Below are 15,921 nucleotides of genomic sequence, written 5' to 3' on the forward strand. Positions count from 1 at the left end.
GAGCATGGGCGTGCTCGACGGACTCGACGACATCGACTGGACGCCGCGGGGCCACGCCTACGGCTCGGCCCACGACGTGCCCGGTCTGCTGCGCGCCCTCCGCTCGCCCGCCCCGGACACCTACAACGCGGTGCGGGCATGGGTGCCGTTGTTCCGGGCTTTGCTGACGCACTCCGACGCGGACGTGCGGCGGGTGGCCCCGCACACCCTCGCCTGATTTCCGGAGGAGGCCGCCGGCAACGTGTCCGCGCTGGCCACCGCGTCGATCTTGCACTTCCTGCCGCGACAAAAGGTGCACGATACCCTATATCGACAACCAATTCTGCAAGATCGACGCGATGAGAGGGCGGGGCGGGGCGGCAGATGACCATAATTCGGTGGGGCGGGAGCCCGCCGACGTACCGTGAGATCGTGCCGACCAGAGACATACTCACCAAGGCTGAACTGGCCGAACTTCGCCGTTCCGCGCTCGGGACGGCCGATCCGCTCGGGGTCGCCGCCGACCTCGCGCAGGCGGCCGAGCAGGGCCGCCTGGAGGACCCGGACGACGCCGGGGACGCCCTGACGCTGGCCGCCGAGATCGCCGAGATCCGGTCGAGGCCCGAGGCCGCCCTGCGGTACGCGGAGCAGGCGGTGGCGGCGTACCCGTCGGCCGATGACCCCCGGGCCGGGTTCGCCCGCGCGCTGCGGGCCCGCGCCCTGTTCCAGGCCGGCGGTCGCGACGAGGAGGCGATGGCGGAGCTGACAGCGCTGCGTCCGTTGCTGCTCACGCAGCCCGACGCCCCGGCCTACGTCAGCGCCGCGTTGGACGCCGCTGGCCGCTCGGCGACCGCCGAGACGTGGCTGAGCGAGGCGGTCGACACGGTGCTCAGCGAGCGTGCGACGGCGGCATCCGGGCCGGCCAGCACCACGATCGACCCGGTGGTCGATCTCGGTCCGCCGGACGCGCCGGGTGTGACCTTCTTCCTGTTGCAACAACGGCATCGGGTACGCCGGAACCTCAACCTGCCGCACGACCGGCAGGACGACCTGGCGGATCGGCTGGAGACCCAGCTCGTGCGTCGGGCCGGGGAGCGCCGGGACGCCGAGTCGGACCTGCTCTTCTGGCCCCGGGCCGAGTTCGACCGCCTGCTCTCCGAACATCCCGATCTCGGCGAGGTGTACGGGCCGGACTGGGACGCGCACCGCGGCCGGCTGGAGACGGAGCTGGTCCGGCTGCGGGACGCCGGTGAGGCCGGGTTGGGCGTGTACCGCGCGACAGTGGACGGGCTGAACGCGGTCGCCGGTCGACGGGGCGGTGACCCGGCCGACGCGGCGGTCCGGGCGGGCTACGCGGCCGAGGTGTCGGCCCGGCCCGGCGCACGGATCGCCTGGCCGCCGGAGCGCAACGACGCCTGCTGGTGTGGGTCGGGCCTGAAGTACAAGAAGGACTGCCTGCCGCGTTCCCGGAGCTGAACGCTACCGCGTGGCGCTGTGGCGCTGGTAGTGCCGAGCGACCCGGGCGCGGTTGCCGCAGGAGGGTTTGCACCACTCCTGCCGCACGTGGTCCTTGACGAAATAGCGTACGCAGCGGGGCGCGGGGCAGGCGCGCAGGAGGTCGCGGGCCGGGCTGGCGAGGAATTCGACAGCGGAGCGCGCCAGCCCCGCGACGAGCCGCTGTCGCGCCGTGGATGCCTCGCCCTGCCAGCTGAGCGTCGGCGCCCCCTGCTCCGGCCAGCTCAGCACCGGACGGACCGGGAGCAGCCCGGCGGCCCGGTTGAGCCGGTCGACCGCCGCCGGAGGGGTGAGCAGCGAGGAGGAGTCGGCTCGGCTCGGCGGTCCGGGGCGGACCGCCACCGCGAAGAGGGTACGTGTGGCGCGCCGGACCGCGACCACCTCGAGCCGGGTCTGCTCGTCGGCCACCCCGACGAGCGGGTCGCGTCCGCCGACGTACTCCCGCAGTGGTTCGGCCTGCTCGTCGAGCCAACGGGTCAGGCCGGCGACGTCGCCGAGGTCGTCGGCGACGCCACCGTTGCCGTCGTGCCGGATCGTGCTGGCCAGGGCGAGCGGGAGCTGCGCCGACATGGGGTCTCCTTCCGGTCCGGCTTGTGCGGCCGACCCGTCCCAGAGTAGCTTGCCTAATGGCTTTGACGTTAGTAGCCATTAGGAGAACCCCGTGCTGGTCATCGCGCACCTCAGTGACACCCACCTCGACAGTCACCCCCGCTCGGCCGAGCGGACCGCCCGGGTCATGGACTACCTGCACGGTCTGCCGCGACCTGTCGACGCGATCCTGATCAGCGGGGACATCGCCGGCAACGGCGCGGTCGCCGAATACCAGACGGCCGCGAAACTCTTCGAATCCCCGCTGCCGGTCATGGTCTGTCCCGGTAACCACGATGTGCGCGACGCGTACCGCAAGGGCCTGCTCGGCGACGACGGCGGCGGAACCGGCCCGATCAACGCCCGCCACGACGTCGCCGGGGCGGTCTTCCTCCTCGCCGACTCCTCAGTGCCGGGCGAGGACGACGGTCACCTGGACGAGGAGACCCTGAGCTGGCTCGCCGACGAGCTGGGCTCGGTGCCGGCCGGAACGCCGACGTTCATCGCCCTGCACCACCCGCCGGTGGTGCTGCACCACCCGGTGATCGACCCGATACGGCTGCTGCCGGCCGAGCCCCTGGCCGAGTTGGTCACCGCCCACCCGCAGGTCGTCGCCGTGCTGACCGGGCACTTCCACACCGCCGCCGCGAGCACCTTCGCCGGCCGTCCACTGCGGATCGCACCGGGCGTGGTGTCCACCCTCCGCATGCCGTGGGAGGGCGACGGGCCGCTGACCACGCAGGCCCAGCCGCCCGGCGTCGCCTTCCACGTGTACGACGAGGACGGGCTGTTCACCACCCACTACCGGGTGGTGGTGTGAGCGGGCACGGGGTGGCCGTCCTCGGCTTCCTGGTGGCCGTCGCGCCGATCACCGCCACGCCGGGAACGAGCCTGACCCTGGTCGTCTCACGGGTCGCCACCGGCGGGCGGCAGCAGGGGTGGTGGGTGATCCTGGGTACGGTCACCGGCCTCTACGTGCACGCCGCCCTGGCCGCCGCCGGCCTGGCCGCGCTGGTGCTCCGCTCGTCCGAGGCGTTCTGGGTCGTCAAACTTGTCGGCGCCGCCTACCTGGCCGGCCTCGGGCTCTGGCTGCTCTGGTCGGCGTACCGTCGGCCCGCTGCCGTGCGGCGGCCACCGCCGGCCCGCGTCCGGCAACTGCCCTGGCGGGTCGACCACCCCTACTGGCAGGGCCTGCTCGGCAACGTGCTCAACCCCAAGGCCGCCGCCGTCTATCTCACCCTCGCACCGCAGTTCCTCGAGCCGGGCCGCTCGGTGCTGGTGCCGATGATGCTGCTCGCCACCGCGCACGCGGCGCTGAACACCTGCTGGCTCGCCGGCTGGACGGCCGTCTCGGGCGCCGCCGCCCGCCTGCTCCGCACCGTACGGGTGCGCCGGGCGCTCGACCGGCTGACCGGGACGATCCTGCTCGGACTCGGCATTCGGACGGCGGTGACCTGAGCCGGACTCCAGGGTGAAGCTCGGTACCGATACCGTCCACCCCTAAGATCGACGGACTATCGATGTCACCGGAGGAGACGCTGATGTTCGAGGAGTTCATGGGCATCCCGGCCCACCCTCTGGTGCTGCACGCTGCGGTGGTGTTCGTGCCGCTGCTGGCCCTGCTGACGGTGGGCTACGCGCTGGTGCCGCCGATCCGGTCGCACACCCGGTGGGTGCTGGCGCTGCTCGCCCTGGGCGCGCCGGCCGCCGCCCTGCTGGCGCGGCTCACCGGCGACGCGTTCTTCGAGCGGATGCGCGCCGCGAACCGGGTCACCCCGGAGTTCGTTCCGATCCTGGAGCGGCACCAGGGCTTCGGCAACAACACCCTCTGGGCCTCCCTCGGCCTGGCGGTCGTGGCGTTGGCGCTGGTCTGGTTCGTCGCGCCGAGGGCCGCCGGAGAAAGCGCCGACAAGCGGCCCAAACTGCCGCTGACGCTGGTGTTGCAGGTGCTGTCCGTGGTGACCGCCGGCATCGCGTTGTACTACGTGATCCGCACCGGCGACTCCGGCGCGAAGGCGGTCTGGGAGGGCCAGTGACCCGGTGGTGGTGCCGGCCGGGCCGGCACCACCCCGGTCAGCAGGGGTGACGGTGTGCGTCCTTCCGTCGGCCGAGGCGGCGGGTAGGGCGGTCGGCGACGTGGCCGTGACAGCGACGGCCACCAGCCATCGCGTCTTCCTGAGCATGCTGCTTCTCGTCTCACGTGGACGAATCCGCCCCTTCGGGCGGCTGGCCGCGAGAGCGTACGCCTGGATTCCCGGCTGACAGGGCTTGTCGCCGAGGGGTTCTGCTGCGTGGCACGCGCCGTCCGACCAGCGGGCATTGCCGGAGGAAAGACGCATCCCCGCGCGAAGGGATCGACGCGCCGACGGCCCCGACCTAGCATGGCGGCGAATGGATCTTCGAGATCGGCCGGCGCCGGACCCGGCAGCCGGCCCAACCGAAGGGAGACGCGCGTGCGTCGACCCCGCCATCTGGCACTGCTGAGCGTCGGCGTGTCCGGCGCCCTGGTGCTCGGCGCAGCCCCCACCGCCACGGCTGCCCCGCCCGCCGCGCCCACGCCCACGCCCACCGGCATCGTGGTCAGCGACGGCATGACCCAGCCGGTGTTCTCGCTCGCCGACGCGATCGAGGAACGGGTGTTCGTCCAGGCCCCTGTGGACACCGATCACGACGGTCACCCCGACCGGGTGGCGATCGACATCTCCCGCCCCCGGGAGACCGCCACGCAGGGCTTCACGGTGCCTGTCATCTTCGAGCACAGCCCGTACCGCAAGGGCACCTGGGGCGACGTGCCGTACCCGAGCGTGCTCGTCGACGACCTGCCGCAGAACGGGCTGACCGACCGCTCCGGACTCCGGTCGCCCGACTCGGGCGTCCAGCGGGCCCAGGCGAAGGCCAACCTGCCCGGTTCGCTGGACGACTACTACGTGCCGCGCGGTTACGCGGTGGTGCTCGGGCAGAGCATCGGCACCGGCGACTCGGACGGCTGCCCGACCAGCGGCGACCAGGCCGAGACGTTGGGCACCAGGGCGGTCATCGACTGGCTCAACGGCCGCGCCAAGGGGTACGACGCGAACGGCGCCCCGGTCACCGCCGGCTGGAGCACCGGCGCGGTCGGCATGACCGGCGTCTCCTACAACGGGACCCTGCCCAACCAGGTCGCCACCACCGGCGTCCAGGGGCTCAAGACCATCGTGCCGGTCTCCGCGATCAGCAGCTGGTACGACTACTACCGGGCCAACGGTCTGGTCGTCGCGCCGGGCACGTACCAGGGCGAGGACCTCGACATCCTGGCCCGGTACACGGCCGGGCAGGCGCGGGCCGAGGGGCGGTGCGCCGACGAACTCGCGACGATCACCGAGCGGCAGGACCGGATCACCGGCGACTACTCGACGTTCTGGCAGGATCGCGACCACCTGGACGCCCGCGACGTCAGGGCCAGCGTCTTCGTCGTGCACGGCCTCAACGACTGGAACGTCAAGACCGAGCACTTCGCCGGCTGGTGGGACGAGCTGGCCAAGCGGGACGTGCCGCGCAAGATCTGGCTGCACCAGGGCGGGCACGGCGGTCCGGGCAGCAGCGCGTCGGTGACCCTGCCCAGCGGGCAGACCTGGACGTACAAGCAGACCGAGAACCGCTGGTTCGACTACTGGCTGTGGAACGTGCGCAACGGCATCATGGACGAGCCGACCGCCGTGCTCCAGCGGGAGGACCGCGCCTACACGACGTACGCCAACTGGCCCGACCCGGCCGCGCGGGAGGTCGGGCTGCGGTTCGCCGCCACCGACGCCACCGCGCCGGGGGCGCTCACCACGGGCAGGCCGCCGAAGGCGAAGGTGGAGCAGCGCTTCGTCGACGAGGGCCGCACCATCCACCCGGACACCCTGGTCGCCGACCCGGACACGGCGAGCGCCCACCGACTCGCGTACCGCTCCCCCGAGCTGACCCGGGACGTGCGTGTCTCCGGGCGGCCGGAGATGCGGCTGCGGATGGCGATCGACAACAAGCCGGACGCGAACCTCACCGCGTACCTGGTCGACTACGGGGCGGCCGGCTCGACGGCCGCGCCGAACGTGGTCACCCGGGGCTGGATGGACCCGCAGAACCGCCACAGCGCCGCCCGCACCGAGCCGGTCAAGCAGGGCAAGCTGTACGACTACCGGTGGACCATGGAGCCGAAGGACTACGTCTTCCCGGCCGGGCACCGGATCGGCGTCGTCGTGTTCTCCACCGACCAGGAGTACACGCTGCTGCCGCTGGGCGGCACCGAGCTGCGGGTCGCGCCGAACGACAGCGAGCTGCGGCTGCCGGTGGTCGGCGGCCGGAGTGTCCTGGGGTTCTGACCGACCGCGTCCCCGGTGGGGCAGCCCGATCGTCCCGGGCTGCCCCACCGGCGTCTCCGGGCCGGGCGCGCCACGGCGTCGTCATTTCCACCAACTGCGGTACGTATTGACAAGTTTCGACATCAGGGTGAGGCTTGAGTGGTTGAGAGCGCTCTCTCACACCGGCCGTAACGGCCACCACCAGTCTGGCCAGGGCAATCTCCGATGTCTTCGGCGGCGGCGCCGGAGCTGACCCTGACCCGTACCCCCGAACAGGAGTCACGAGATGGACAGGGCCGCACCCCTCTCCGGCACCCTCCGCCGAACGCGCCTCGCCACGGCGATCGGCGCCGCGCTGGTGCTACTCGGCACGTACCTGGTGTCCGCCACCGACCGGGCCGACGCCGCCCCGGGCCGGGCCGCCGGCGACATCGGCACCAACGTCATCCGGGTCGCCGAGTTCCCCGCCGACTGCACCTACAGCCACCGGCTGCCGGACGACCCGATCATCTTCCCCGGGCTGCCCGGGGCGTCGCACATGCACAGCTTCTTCGGCGCCACCGTGACGAACGCCAACACGACCCTCCCGGACCTGGTCCGCTCCCCCACCACCTGCAACCCGGCGGTGGACGTCTCGTCCTACTGGGTGCCCACCCTGTACCGGGACAACGTGGCGGTGGAGCCCGCGATCGCCACCTTCTACTACCTCGGTGAGGGCGTCCGCTCCGACGTCGTCGCGAACACCCAACCGTTCCCGCAGGGGCTGCGGCTGGTCGCCGGCAACGCGAAGGCCACCGGGCCGAACGACAGCATCGCCCGCTGGTCCTGCCTGCACGCCGGGCACGTGCCCCCGTCGAAGGACTTCGTCAACTGCCCGTCGGGCACCATGCTGGAGTCGTACCTGGACTTCCCGCAGTGCTGGAACGGGCGCGACCTCGACTCGCCGGACCACAAGAGCCACCTCGCGTACCCGGTGAACCAGGCCTGCCCGAGCACCCACCCGGTGCACGTGCCGAAGCTGCGGCAGGTGCTGAGGTACCCGGTCAACGGCGACCCGTCGCGGTTCCGGTTGGCGTCCGGGCCGGGCTACACGATGCACGGCGACTTCTTCAACGCCTGGCCGGTTGCGGAGATGGCCCGCCGGGTCCAGGACTGCATCCGTCCCGTGATCAAGTGCGGTCACGACGGTCGACCGATCTGAGCACCTGGCGGTGGCGGACCTGGCCTCACCGGGCCCGCCACCGCCGGCGGGAGAGCCGCACCGGGCCCGGCACCGCCGGTCGAGAGGAGGTCGGATGCGCCGGTCGACGGCGACCACGATGCTCGTCGCCACACTGCTCACGGCGGGCTGCGGCGGCGGTCCGCCCGACGCGACGAGCACCGCCGCACCACCCCCGGCGACCAGCACCACGACACCCGCGACCGGCAGCGCCACGGGAGCCGGGGCCGGGGCGACACCCCCGCCACCGTCGTTCAACCCGACCGACGTCGCCTGGTTGCAACTCACCGTGGCCATGACGGAGCGCCTGCTACCCGTACTCGATCTCGTGCCGGGGCGGACCACGGACCCGGCCTGGCGGCGACTGGCCGCCCAGGTCGCGGACGCCGGGCGGGCTGACCTGGAACGGGCCCACCGCCTACTGGTCGAGGCGAACGCGCCGGCCACCAACCCGCACGAGGGGCACGACATGCCCGGCATGGTCACCGCCGGGCAGCTGACCGCGCTGCGGTCGGCCCGCGGGGAACAGTTCCACCGACTGCTCGCCGGGCACCTGCGGGCGCACCTCGCGCAGTCGGTGCGCGTCGCCGCCGCCGAGCAGCGCAGCGGCGCCCACCCCGCCACCGTAACGCTGGCCGCGACAGTGACCCAGGTCAGCAAAAACCACCTAACCCACCTAAACCAGCTAACCCCACCCCCACCCCCTCCCCACCCCCCACCCCCTCCCCCTCGCCCCGTTGATCATGAAGTTATTGCCTTCCGGCGCGGCGTGTCATGACCACAACTTCATGATCAACGGGGCGAGGGAGCGGGGCGTGGGGGGCGGGGCCAGGGGGCGGGGCGTGGGTGGGCGGGGGTGGGGTGGGGTGGGGTTAGGCTGCGTAGCGGGCGGCTAGGTTCACGACGCGGCGGGCGGCGGCCACCATCGCCCGGTCGGCGAACCGGCCGTCGGGCAGGACCACAGTGCCGGAGTCGCGCTGCTGCGCGTCCGCCAGCGCGCTGAGCAGCTCGGCGGCGCGCGCCACCTCCCGCTCGGCCGGCCGGAACGCCTCGACGATCACCGGGAGTTGGCGCGGGTGGATGGCCGCGCGGCCGAGGAAGCCCAGCCGCCGACCCGCCGCGCACGAGGCGGCCAGACCGGCCAGGTCGGTGACGTCGGCGTACACCGACATCGCCGGCGGGGCCAGGCCTGCGGCGCGGGCCGCGACCACCACCCGACCCCGCGCCCAGGCCAGACCGTCGTCGCCGTCCACCCCCAGATCCGAGCGCAGGTCGGCCTCCCCGAGGCCGATCGAGGCCACCGCGGGGTGGGCCGAGGCGATCGGGTACGCGGCCTCCAGCCCGAGCGCCGACTCGATCAGCGGGTGCAGGGGCACGTCGACCCGCCCGGCGACGGCGACCACAGTGGCGGCCGACTCCACCTTCGGCAACCGCAACCCGGACAGTCCGGGCCGGCCGGCCACCGCTGCCAGGTCGGCGTCGACGTCGGGGCCGGTCAACTCGTTGACCCGCACCTGCACGGGGACCGGCTGCGCCTCGGCGAGGAAGTCCGCGAGCGCCTCCCGGGCGTACGCCTTGCGTCCGGCGACCACCGCGTCCTCCAGGTCGAGGATCACCGCGTCGGCCCCCGAGGTGACCGCCTTGGCGAACCGGTCCGGACGGTCACCGGGCACGTAGAGCCAGGTCAACAGCATCAGATCACGCCCCGTTCGCGCAGCGCGGTCAGCTCGTCGGCGCTCAGACCCAGCGCGCCGAGGACCGCGTCGGTGTCCTGACCGTGCCGCCGGCCGGCGTGCCGGATCTCGCCCGGGGTGTCGGTCAGCCGGAACGGCACGTTCTGCATCCGCACCTCGCCCAACTCCTCGTCCGGCACGGTCCGTACGGTGCCCAGCGCCGCGTACTGCGGGTCGGCGAGGATGTCCCGCACGTCGTAGACCGGCGCGACGGCGGCCTGCGCCTGCTCGAACGCGGCCACCACCGCGTCCCGGTCGCGCTGCGCCACCCAGGCGCTCACCGCCGCGTCCAGCTCGTCGGCGTGCGCCGCACGGCCGCTGCCGGTGGCGAACCACGGCTCGTCGATCAGCTCGGCGCGGCCGACCAGCCGCAGCACCCGCTCGGCGATGCTCTGCGCGCTGGTCGACACGGCCACCCAGCGCCCGTCGGCGCACCGGTAGGTGTTGCGCGGCGCGTTGTTGTTGGACCGGTTGCCCAGCCGGGGCTGCACGTAGCCGAGCTGGTCGTACCAGGTGATCTGCGGTCCGAGCATCGCCATGATCGGCTCGATGATGGCGAGGTCCACCACCTGCCCGGCGCCCGCGACGTCGCGGGCCCGCAGGGCGAGCAGCACCGCGTACGCGGCGGCGAGCGCGCTCACCGAGTCGGCCAGCCCGAACGGCGGCAGGGTGGGTGGGCCGTCCGGCTCACCGGTGGCCGCCGCGAATCCGCTCATCGCCTCCGCGAGGGTGCCGAAACCGGGTCGCCGGGCGTACGGGCCGAACTGCCCGAACCCGCTGATCCGGGCGATCACCAGTCGGGGGTTGACCGCGTGCAGCTCGGCCGGGCCGAGTCCCCACCGCTCCAGGGTGCCGGGGCGGAAGTTCTCCACCAGCACGTCGGCGTCGGCGAGCAGCCGGCGCAGCAGGGCGGCGCCGTCCGGGTCGGACAGGTTGAGGGTGACGGTGCGCTTGTTGCGGCCGAGCACCTTCCACCACAGCCCGACACCGTCGCGCGACGGCCCGTGCCCACGCGACGGGTCGGGCTTGCCCGGATGCTCCACCTTGATCACGTCCGCGCCGAAGTCGCCGAGGAACGCCGCCGCGAGCGGCCCGGCGAAGAGGGTGGCCAGGTCGACGACCTTCACCCCGTCCAGAGCGCCGGTCACCGGGTCACCTCCGCCGACTCGGGCAGGTCCGCCGCGCACCGGAAGCCGACCTGGTCGGAGCGGGTGAGGCCGGCGCCGGTGAGCAGCAGCTTCACCGAGACGTCCGCCGCCTGCGGGCCACCGTCGAGGTACCAGTCGGAGCCCTCCGCCCGGTACGCCGCGCCGCCCTTGAGGATCACGAAGCGGGTACGACCGTCGGAGTGCTCGCTCTCGGTCAGGTTCCACACCAGCGGCTCCCGGCGTACGAGCAGCCCGGCCTCGGCGGCGACCTGCCACTCGTCCTCGGTGGGCAGCCGCAGTCCGGCCCACGCCGCGTACGCCCGCGCGTCGGCCAGCTCGACGCCGGTCACCGGGGCGTCGGCCGGGCCCTGCCCCGCGGTGAAGCGCTCCGGACGCGCCGGTCGGTAGCCGGTGGCCCGCCGGAACTCGGCGTACTCGCCGTGGGTGACCTCGTGCACGGCGATGGCGAACCGGTCGAGGCGCACACTGCGTCGCAGCGTGCCCGGGTGGTGCAGGCGCGGGGGCAGCGGCTTCCACTCGTCGACGTAGGGCGCCTCCCCGTACAGCCCGGTCTCCCGGACCCGGTGCCGGACGACGAGCTCCCGCCGGCCGCCGTCGACCGCGACCATGCCCGGCGGCAGGTCCAGCCGGGGCGCCCACGGCGTCCGGGCGCGCACCGCCTCGCGGGCCGGGAAGGACGGGTCGCCGGTCGGCGGCTCGTGCCGGGGCGCGGTGGCGTCTCCGGCGACGACGGCAGCGACCGCGCCGGCGGGCAGCGGTCCACCCACCGCCAGCCGGCCGTCGGCGGTCTCGGTGACGGTCAGCTCGACGCCGGTGACCAGGTCGACGAAGCGCCGGCCGGCGCTGGGCGCGACCAGCAGCCACGGACCGTCGTGGTCCGCGCCCCGGTTCGCCACCGTCCACAGCGGCTCGTCGTCGTGTGTCCAGCGGGACGCGTACACCTGACCCGTGCCGGGGTGGTCGGCGAGCGGAACCCAGTCCTCGGCGCGCAACCACGCGGCGTGGCTGCTCTGCACCCGGCGCATCGCCCGCAGCACCGCGCGGTCGCGCGCGTTCCAGCCGACCCACACCCCGAAGACGCTCTCCCAGACCAGCACTCCCACGCCGTTGAGCCAGGCGGAGTGCAGCTCGTCGAGGTGGTCGCGGTGCCAGCGTCGGGTGTGGTGCAGCATGTGCCGCCGCTCGAACCACTTGGCCCGCAGCACACCGGGCACCTCCGAGTCGGCGAACCACTGCGCCCAGGACATCGCGTGGTCGCCGATGCGGGCCAGCGGCACCCGGCTCTCGCCCTCCAGGACCAGGCCGGGGCGGACCGCGTCCAGCGCGGCGCGCAGCTCCCCGGCGCCCTCCTTGAGGGTGTCCAGGAAGACCCCGTCGACGCCGAGTGTGCCGGCCAACGCGGCGACCTCCTGCGCGTCGGCGCCCGCCTCGCGGCGGGTGCCGGTGTCCCACGGGTTGTAGTCGACGAAGACCCGCACCCCGCGCTGCTGGAACGCGCGCACCACGGCGGGCAGCTCCAGCACGTCCCGGTACCAGTCGAACTGGTTGCGGTCGTCGAGGCCGATCACCGGGTACGCGTGCCAGAGCACCACCCCGTCGAAGCCGCCGAAGTCACGCCCGGCCGCGTCGAGGAACGCGTCCACTGTGAAGACACCGCGCTCGTGGTCGTAGAGCGCCTCGTCCCACAGCCAGACCAGGCAGACGCTGAAGCAGTCGCCGGTGATCTCGTCGTAGTGCTCGCCGACGTAGCCGATCCGCTCCCGGGCGTCGACCCGCCACCGGGCGAGCTGCTCCCGCCAGGCCGGCCAGTCGGCCGGGTCGCCCGGCGCGGCGAAGATCTTCGCCTCGTCGAGGGTGCTCAGGTCGGCGTGCCCACCCAGCGGCACCTCGGTCGGCCGGTCGATCGGGCGCGGGACGTACGGGTTGAAGCTCACGGGGCACCTCGGTAGGTCACGTCGTAGAGGGCGTCGATGGCCGGCCGCTCGGGCAGGGCGGTGGACGCTCCGGGTCGCTGGGCGCAGACCGCGCCGGCGGCGCACGCCCAGCGCAGGCTCTGGGTGATGGCGTCCGCGCCGCGGGCGCCGCCGCGCTCGGCGAGGGCGACGGCGAGCGCCCCGGTGAACGCGTCCCCGGCGGCGGTGGTGTCCACCGCGTCGATCCGGGGCGCCGGCACGGCGACACGCAGGCCCTGCCGGTCGGCGTACGCGGCACCGCGCGCGCCGAGGGTGAGCACCACCCGGGGCACCCGCCGCAACAGGGCGTCGAGCAGCACCGCCGGGTCGTCCGAGGCGACCTCGGCGACGACCGCCGCCTCGTGCTCGTTGACGACCAGCACGTCGACCAGGTCGAGCATCTCGGTGGGCAGCACCGCGGCCGGGGCCGCGTTCAGCACCACCGTCGTGCCGTCGACCCGAGCCTGGTCCGCCGCCGCGCGCACGGCCTGAAGGGGCACCTCCAGTTGCAGCAGCAGCACGTCCGCCGCGGCGATGGTCGCCCGGTCGTCCGCGTCCAGCTCGGTCACCGTGCCGTTCGCGCCCGGCGCGACAACGATGAGGTTCTCCGCGTCGCCGTCCACGGCGATCAACGCGACACCGGACGGGCCGGCCACGGTCCGCAGGCCCCGGACGTCCACGCCCGCGTCGGCGAGGCTCGCCCGCATCCGCGTACCGAAGTCGTCGTCGCCGACCGCGCCGACGAAGTCGCAGGCGGCACCGGCGCGTGCGGCGGCGACGGCCTGGTTGGCGCCCTTGCCGCCGGGCACGGTCCGGAAGGCGCCGCCGAGCACCGTCTCGCCGGGACGCGGCAACCGCGACGCGGTCACCACCAGGTCCAGGTTGCTGCTGCCCACGACCGCCACCCGTGCGCTCACGCCACGCCCCCTTCCGTCGCCGGCTGCGCCAGGGCGAGGGTGCGCCCGGCCAGCTCGTCGAAGCCGATCCCGTCGAAGCCGGCGATGCTGCTGGCCAGCCGGTTACGCAGCGGGGCGACCCAGCGCGCCGGCAGGGCCTTCGCCCCGGCCAACGCGCCGGTGACCGCGCCGACGGTCGCGCCGGTCGAGTCGGTGTCCCAACCGCCGCTGACCACCGCCGTGATCGACCGCTCCAGGTCCCCCCGCCCGTACGCCAGGGCCGCCGCCACCAGCGCCGCGTTGTTGCGGACGTGCACCCAGTGCAGGTGGCCGTGGCGGACGTACAGCTCGTCGACCACCTGCTCCCAGTCGTCGGCCCCCTCGCCCAGGACGCGTGCCTCGCGGACGGTGGCGGCGAACCGGCTGCGCGGCGGCAGCACCGCCTCGGCGGCGTCCAGCACCTCGTCCACGGTGTCCGCCACCGGCGCGGCGGCGGCCAGCGCGGCGGCCCAGAGCGCGCCGTGCACCCCGCCCCGCACGTGGCTGACCGAGGCGTCCCGTACGGCCAGCTCGGCGGCGCGGTCCGGCCGGCCGGGGTTGACCCAGCCGTACACGTCGGTGCGGATCTGCGCGCCGATCCACTCCCGGAACGGGTTGTGCCGGCGGGCGCTGCGCGGTGGGGCGTACCCGAGCAGCAGGTTGCGGTAGGCCACCCGCTCGGCGGTGAACACCCGCCCACCGGGCAGCCAGTCCAGCCACGCCTGCGCCACGTCCGCGCTGGTGAAGTCCCGCCCGTGCGTCTCCAGCACCCGAAGGGCCAGCAGCGCGTAGTTGAGGTCGTCGTCCTCGGGCATCCCGTCGATGGTCTCGGCCAGGCTGGTCGGCGCGCTGCGCCGGTTCCACGGCCAACGGGCCGCCACCTCGGCCGGGAGACCCGTCGCGGTGAACCAGTCGCGCAGCGGCCAGCGGCCGGTCGCGGCCAGGATCTCCCGGATGCCCTCGCGCGGGATCTTCTCCACCGGCTTGCCCAGCAGGCAGCCGACCGCCCGGCCGAGCCACGCGCCGTGCAGCCGGTCGTGCGTGACCTCGGTCGGCAGCGACCAGGTCGCCGGCCAACCGGCGCGCAGCGTCGCCGGGTCGTCGGTCTCGTCGACGGTGTCCACGTCGGGTAGCGCGTCGGCGGCGTCCAGCAGCTCCGTCGCGAGGGCCCGCAGCCCGGCCGGCGCCGGGGTCGGCGACGCCCCGCTGACCGGCGGGGTCAGCTCCCCGCCGGCCGCCGTCCACCGTTGCGCGATGGCGGCGACGTCGCGACCCTCGTCCCGACTGGCCGCCAACTCGTGCGGCAGCAGGTCCTCCGGCTGCACCCAGGTGATCCTCACCGGGTCTCGCCTCCGGCCTCCCGGCTGGCGTGGACGGCCAACCCGGCGAAACGCTCCGCCCGGCGGGCGAACCGGGCCCGGTCGCGCTCGAAGACCTCGCCGGCCACCGCCGCGAGGACGCGGGCCGGCTCGACCAGGTCGGTCTTCGACGCGCTGGCGACCACGGTGGACCACTCCGTCGGCACCGCCGCCGCGCCGCCGAGCGCCCCGGCGACGGCGGCGGCCATGGTGGCGGTGGAGTCGGCGTCGCGGCCGTAGTTGACCGAACCGAGCACCGCGTCCCGGAAGTCGCCACCGGCCACCACCAGCATGCCGAGCGCCACCGGCAACTCCTCGATGGCGTGCAGCCGGCTGGGTCGCCGCGCGCCCAGCCCGGGGCTGCGGTACTCCTCCCCCACCGTGTCGTAGGGGGCGACCGCCGCCCGCAGCGCCGGGATGGCCTGCCTCCAGTCGCTGTGGCCCCGGGCCTCCTTGACCACCGCGTCGATGGCCGCGCGGGTGCCGTCGCGGGCCAGGTCCAGCGCCGCCGCCACGACGTCGTCGACGCCCGCGCCCGGGGTCGCCGCCGCCGCGACCGCTGCCGCGAACACGGCGGCGGCCTCCCGCCCGTAGCTGTGCTGGTGCGCGCCGGCGATCTCCACCGCCTCGGCGTACGCCCCGGCCGGGTCGCCCGCGTTGACGATGCCGACCGGGGCCATGTACATGGCCGCGCCGCAGTTGACGATGTTGCCGACGCCCGCTTCGCGCGGGTCGGCGTGCGCGTGGTGCAGTCGGGTGACCAGCCACCGTTCGGCGGCGGCGAGCCGGTGGAAGGTCACCCCGTCGCGCTCCAGGTCGGGGATGTACACCACCCGCTCGATCAGATCGGGGACCAGCAGCTCCACGACGTCGTACGCGTCGAGGTGGTCCCGTTTGGCCGCGTACGCGCGGACCAGGGCGTGGGTCATCAACGTGTCGTCGGTGATGTGCCCGTCGCCCTTGTGGTACGGCGCGAGCGGTCGCGCGGTGGCCCAGTCGGCGTGGTACGGGGGCACGATGCCCTCGACCCAGCCGCCGAAGCGCGCGCGGATCTGCTCGGGCAGCGCCGTCTCGGTGGCGCCGCCCAGGGCGTCTCCGACCGCGGCGCCGACCAGGCAGCCAATCGATGTGTCGAGCAAGAGTGGCATGTC

Annotated in this window: 15 protein-coding genes; 8 read left to right on the forward strand and 7 right to left on the reverse strand. The window is 74.1% G+C overall.

All coding sequences use genetic code 11. From position 1 onward, the window contains the following. Positions 1-10: 10 nt before the first annotated feature. Both O7634_RS28000 and O7634_RS28005 read left to right on the forward strand, forming a co-directional pair. Positions 11-217, forward strand: coding sequence for a hypothetical protein (locus O7634_RS28000; protein ID WP_278153118.1), 207 nt, complete (start codon positions 11-13; stop codon positions 215-217). Between the two features lie 194 nt (positions 218-411). Then, complete coding sequence (locus O7634_RS28005) at positions 412-1,455, forward strand: SEC-C metal-binding domain-containing protein (protein ID WP_278153119.1); 1,044 nt, start codon at positions 412-414, stop codon at positions 1,453-1,455. A gap of 3 nt (positions 1,456-1,458) precedes the next feature. Here O7634_RS28005 and O7634_RS28010 read toward each other — a convergent pair whose 3' ends face one another. Then, positions 1,459-2,064: an ABATE domain-containing protein gene (locus tag O7634_RS28010; protein ID WP_278153120.1), complete on the reverse strand. Its 606-nt coding sequence runs from the start codon at positions 2,062-2,064 to the stop codon at positions 1,459-1,461. A 91-nt stretch (positions 2,065-2,155) separates the two neighbouring features. Here O7634_RS28010 and O7634_RS28015 point away from each other — a divergent pair, with 91 nt between their 5' ends. From O7634_RS28015 to O7634_RS28040, 6 genes are all read left to right on the forward strand, one after another. After that, positions 2,156-2,902, forward strand: coding sequence for a metallophosphoesterase (locus tag O7634_RS28015; protein ID WP_278153121.1), 747 nt, complete (start codon positions 2,156-2,158; stop codon positions 2,900-2,902). Further along, the gene (locus O7634_RS28020) at positions 2,899-3,540 is read left to right on the forward strand and encodes a LysE family translocator (RefSeq protein ID WP_278153122.1); all 642 of its coding nucleotides are present in this window, start codon (positions 2,899-2,901) and stop codon (positions 3,538-3,540) included. Before O7634_RS28015 ends, O7634_RS28020 begins: the two co-directional genes overlap by 4 nt. 62 nt (positions 3,541-3,602) lie before the next feature. Then, the gene (locus O7634_RS28025; protein WP_278153123.1) at positions 3,603-4,118 is read left to right on the forward strand and encodes a DUF2231 domain-containing protein; all 516 of its coding nucleotides are present in this window, start codon (positions 3,603-3,605) and stop codon (positions 4,116-4,118) included. Positions 4,119-4,535: 417 nt separating this feature from the next. Further along, complete coding sequence (locus O7634_RS28030; RefSeq protein WP_278153124.1) at positions 4,536-6,425, forward strand: Xaa-Pro dipeptidyl-peptidase; 1,890 nt, start codon at positions 4,536-4,538, stop codon at positions 6,423-6,425. Positions 6,426-6,690: 265 nt separating this feature from the next. Beyond that, positions 6,691-7,605, forward strand: coding sequence for a DUF1996 domain-containing protein (locus tag O7634_RS28035; RefSeq protein WP_278153125.1), 915 nt, complete (start codon positions 6,691-6,693; stop codon positions 7,603-7,605). A 94-nt stretch (positions 7,606-7,699) separates the two neighbouring features. Continuing rightward, complete coding sequence (locus O7634_RS28040) at positions 7,700-8,401, forward strand: DUF305 domain-containing protein (protein WP_278153126.1); 702 nt, start codon at positions 7,700-7,702, stop codon at positions 8,399-8,401. Positions 8,402-8,495: 94 nt separating this feature from the next. On the opposite strand, the gene O7634_RS28045 is transcribed toward O7634_RS28040, so the two are convergent. The 6 genes from O7634_RS28045 to O7634_RS28070 are packed head-to-tail and all read right to left on the reverse strand — an operon-like array spanning position 8,496 to position 15,918. Further along, positions 8,496-9,317, reverse strand: coding sequence for a CoA ester lyase (locus O7634_RS28045; RefSeq protein WP_278153127.1), 822 nt, complete (start codon positions 9,315-9,317; stop codon positions 8,496-8,498). Then, positions 9,317-10,504, reverse strand: coding sequence for a CoA transferase (locus O7634_RS28050; RefSeq protein WP_278153128.1), 1,188 nt, complete (start codon positions 10,502-10,504; stop codon positions 9,317-9,319). The genes O7634_RS28045 and O7634_RS28050 overlap by 1 nt, the downstream gene beginning before the upstream one ends. Beyond that, the gene (locus tag O7634_RS28055; RefSeq protein WP_278153129.1) at positions 10,501-12,459 is read right to left on the reverse strand and encodes an SUMF1/EgtB/PvdO family nonheme iron enzyme; all 1,959 of its coding nucleotides are present in this window, start codon (positions 12,457-12,459) and stop codon (positions 10,501-10,503) included. The genes O7634_RS28050 and O7634_RS28055 overlap by 4 nt, the downstream gene beginning before the upstream one ends. Then, positions 12,456-13,394 carry a ribokinase gene (locus tag O7634_RS28060; protein WP_278153130.1) on the reverse strand — a complete coding sequence of 313 codons (939 nt, stop codon included), beginning with the start codon at positions 13,392-13,394 and terminating at the stop codon, positions 12,456-12,458. The genes O7634_RS28055 and O7634_RS28060 overlap by 4 nt, the downstream gene beginning before the upstream one ends. Beyond that, complete coding sequence (locus tag O7634_RS28065; RefSeq protein WP_278153131.1) at positions 13,391-14,752, reverse strand: ADP-ribosylglycohydrolase family protein; 1,362 nt, start codon at positions 14,750-14,752, stop codon at positions 13,391-13,393. Before O7634_RS28065 ends, O7634_RS28060 begins: the two co-directional genes overlap by 4 nt. Further along, positions 14,749-15,918: an ADP-ribosylglycohydrolase family protein gene (locus O7634_RS28070; protein ID WP_278153132.1), complete on the reverse strand. Its 1,170-nt coding sequence runs from the start codon at positions 15,916-15,918 to the stop codon at positions 14,749-14,751. Before O7634_RS28070 ends, O7634_RS28065 begins: the two co-directional genes overlap by 4 nt. Positions 15,919-15,921 lie beyond the last annotated feature (3 nt).

It is taken from the genome of Micromonospora sp. WMMD1120, from assembly GCF_029626235.1.
In the GTDB taxonomy this organism is placed as follows: Bacteria; Actinomycetota; Actinomycetes; order Mycobacteriales; family Micromonosporaceae; genus Micromonospora.

What these genes read in the sequence shown, in the direction of transcription:
- O7634_RS28010 (WP_278153120.1), bottom strand. Translation starts at nt 2,064, where the DNA reads ATGTCGGCGCAGCTCCCGCTCGCCCTGGCCAGCACGATCCGGCACGAC.
- O7634_RS28040 (WP_278153126.1), top strand. Translation starts at nt 7,700, where the DNA reads ATGCGCCGGTCGACGGCGACCACGATGCTCGTCGCCACACTGCTCACG.
- O7634_RS28045 (WP_278153127.1), bottom strand. Translation starts at nt 9,317, where the DNA reads ATGCTGTTGACCTGGCTCTACGTGCCCGGTGACCGTCCGGACCGGTTC.
- O7634_RS28035 (WP_278153125.1), top strand. Translation starts at nt 6,691, where the DNA reads ATGGACAGGGCCGCACCCCTCTCCGGCACCCTCCGCCGAACGCGCCTC.
- O7634_RS28070 (WP_278153132.1), bottom strand. Translation starts at nt 15,918, where the DNA reads ATGCCACTCTTGCTCGACACATCGATTGGCTGCCTGGTCGGCGCCGCG.
- O7634_RS28025 (WP_278153123.1), top strand. Translation starts at nt 3,603, where the DNA reads ATGTCACCGGAGGAGACGCTGATGTTCGAGGAGTTCATGGGCATCCCG.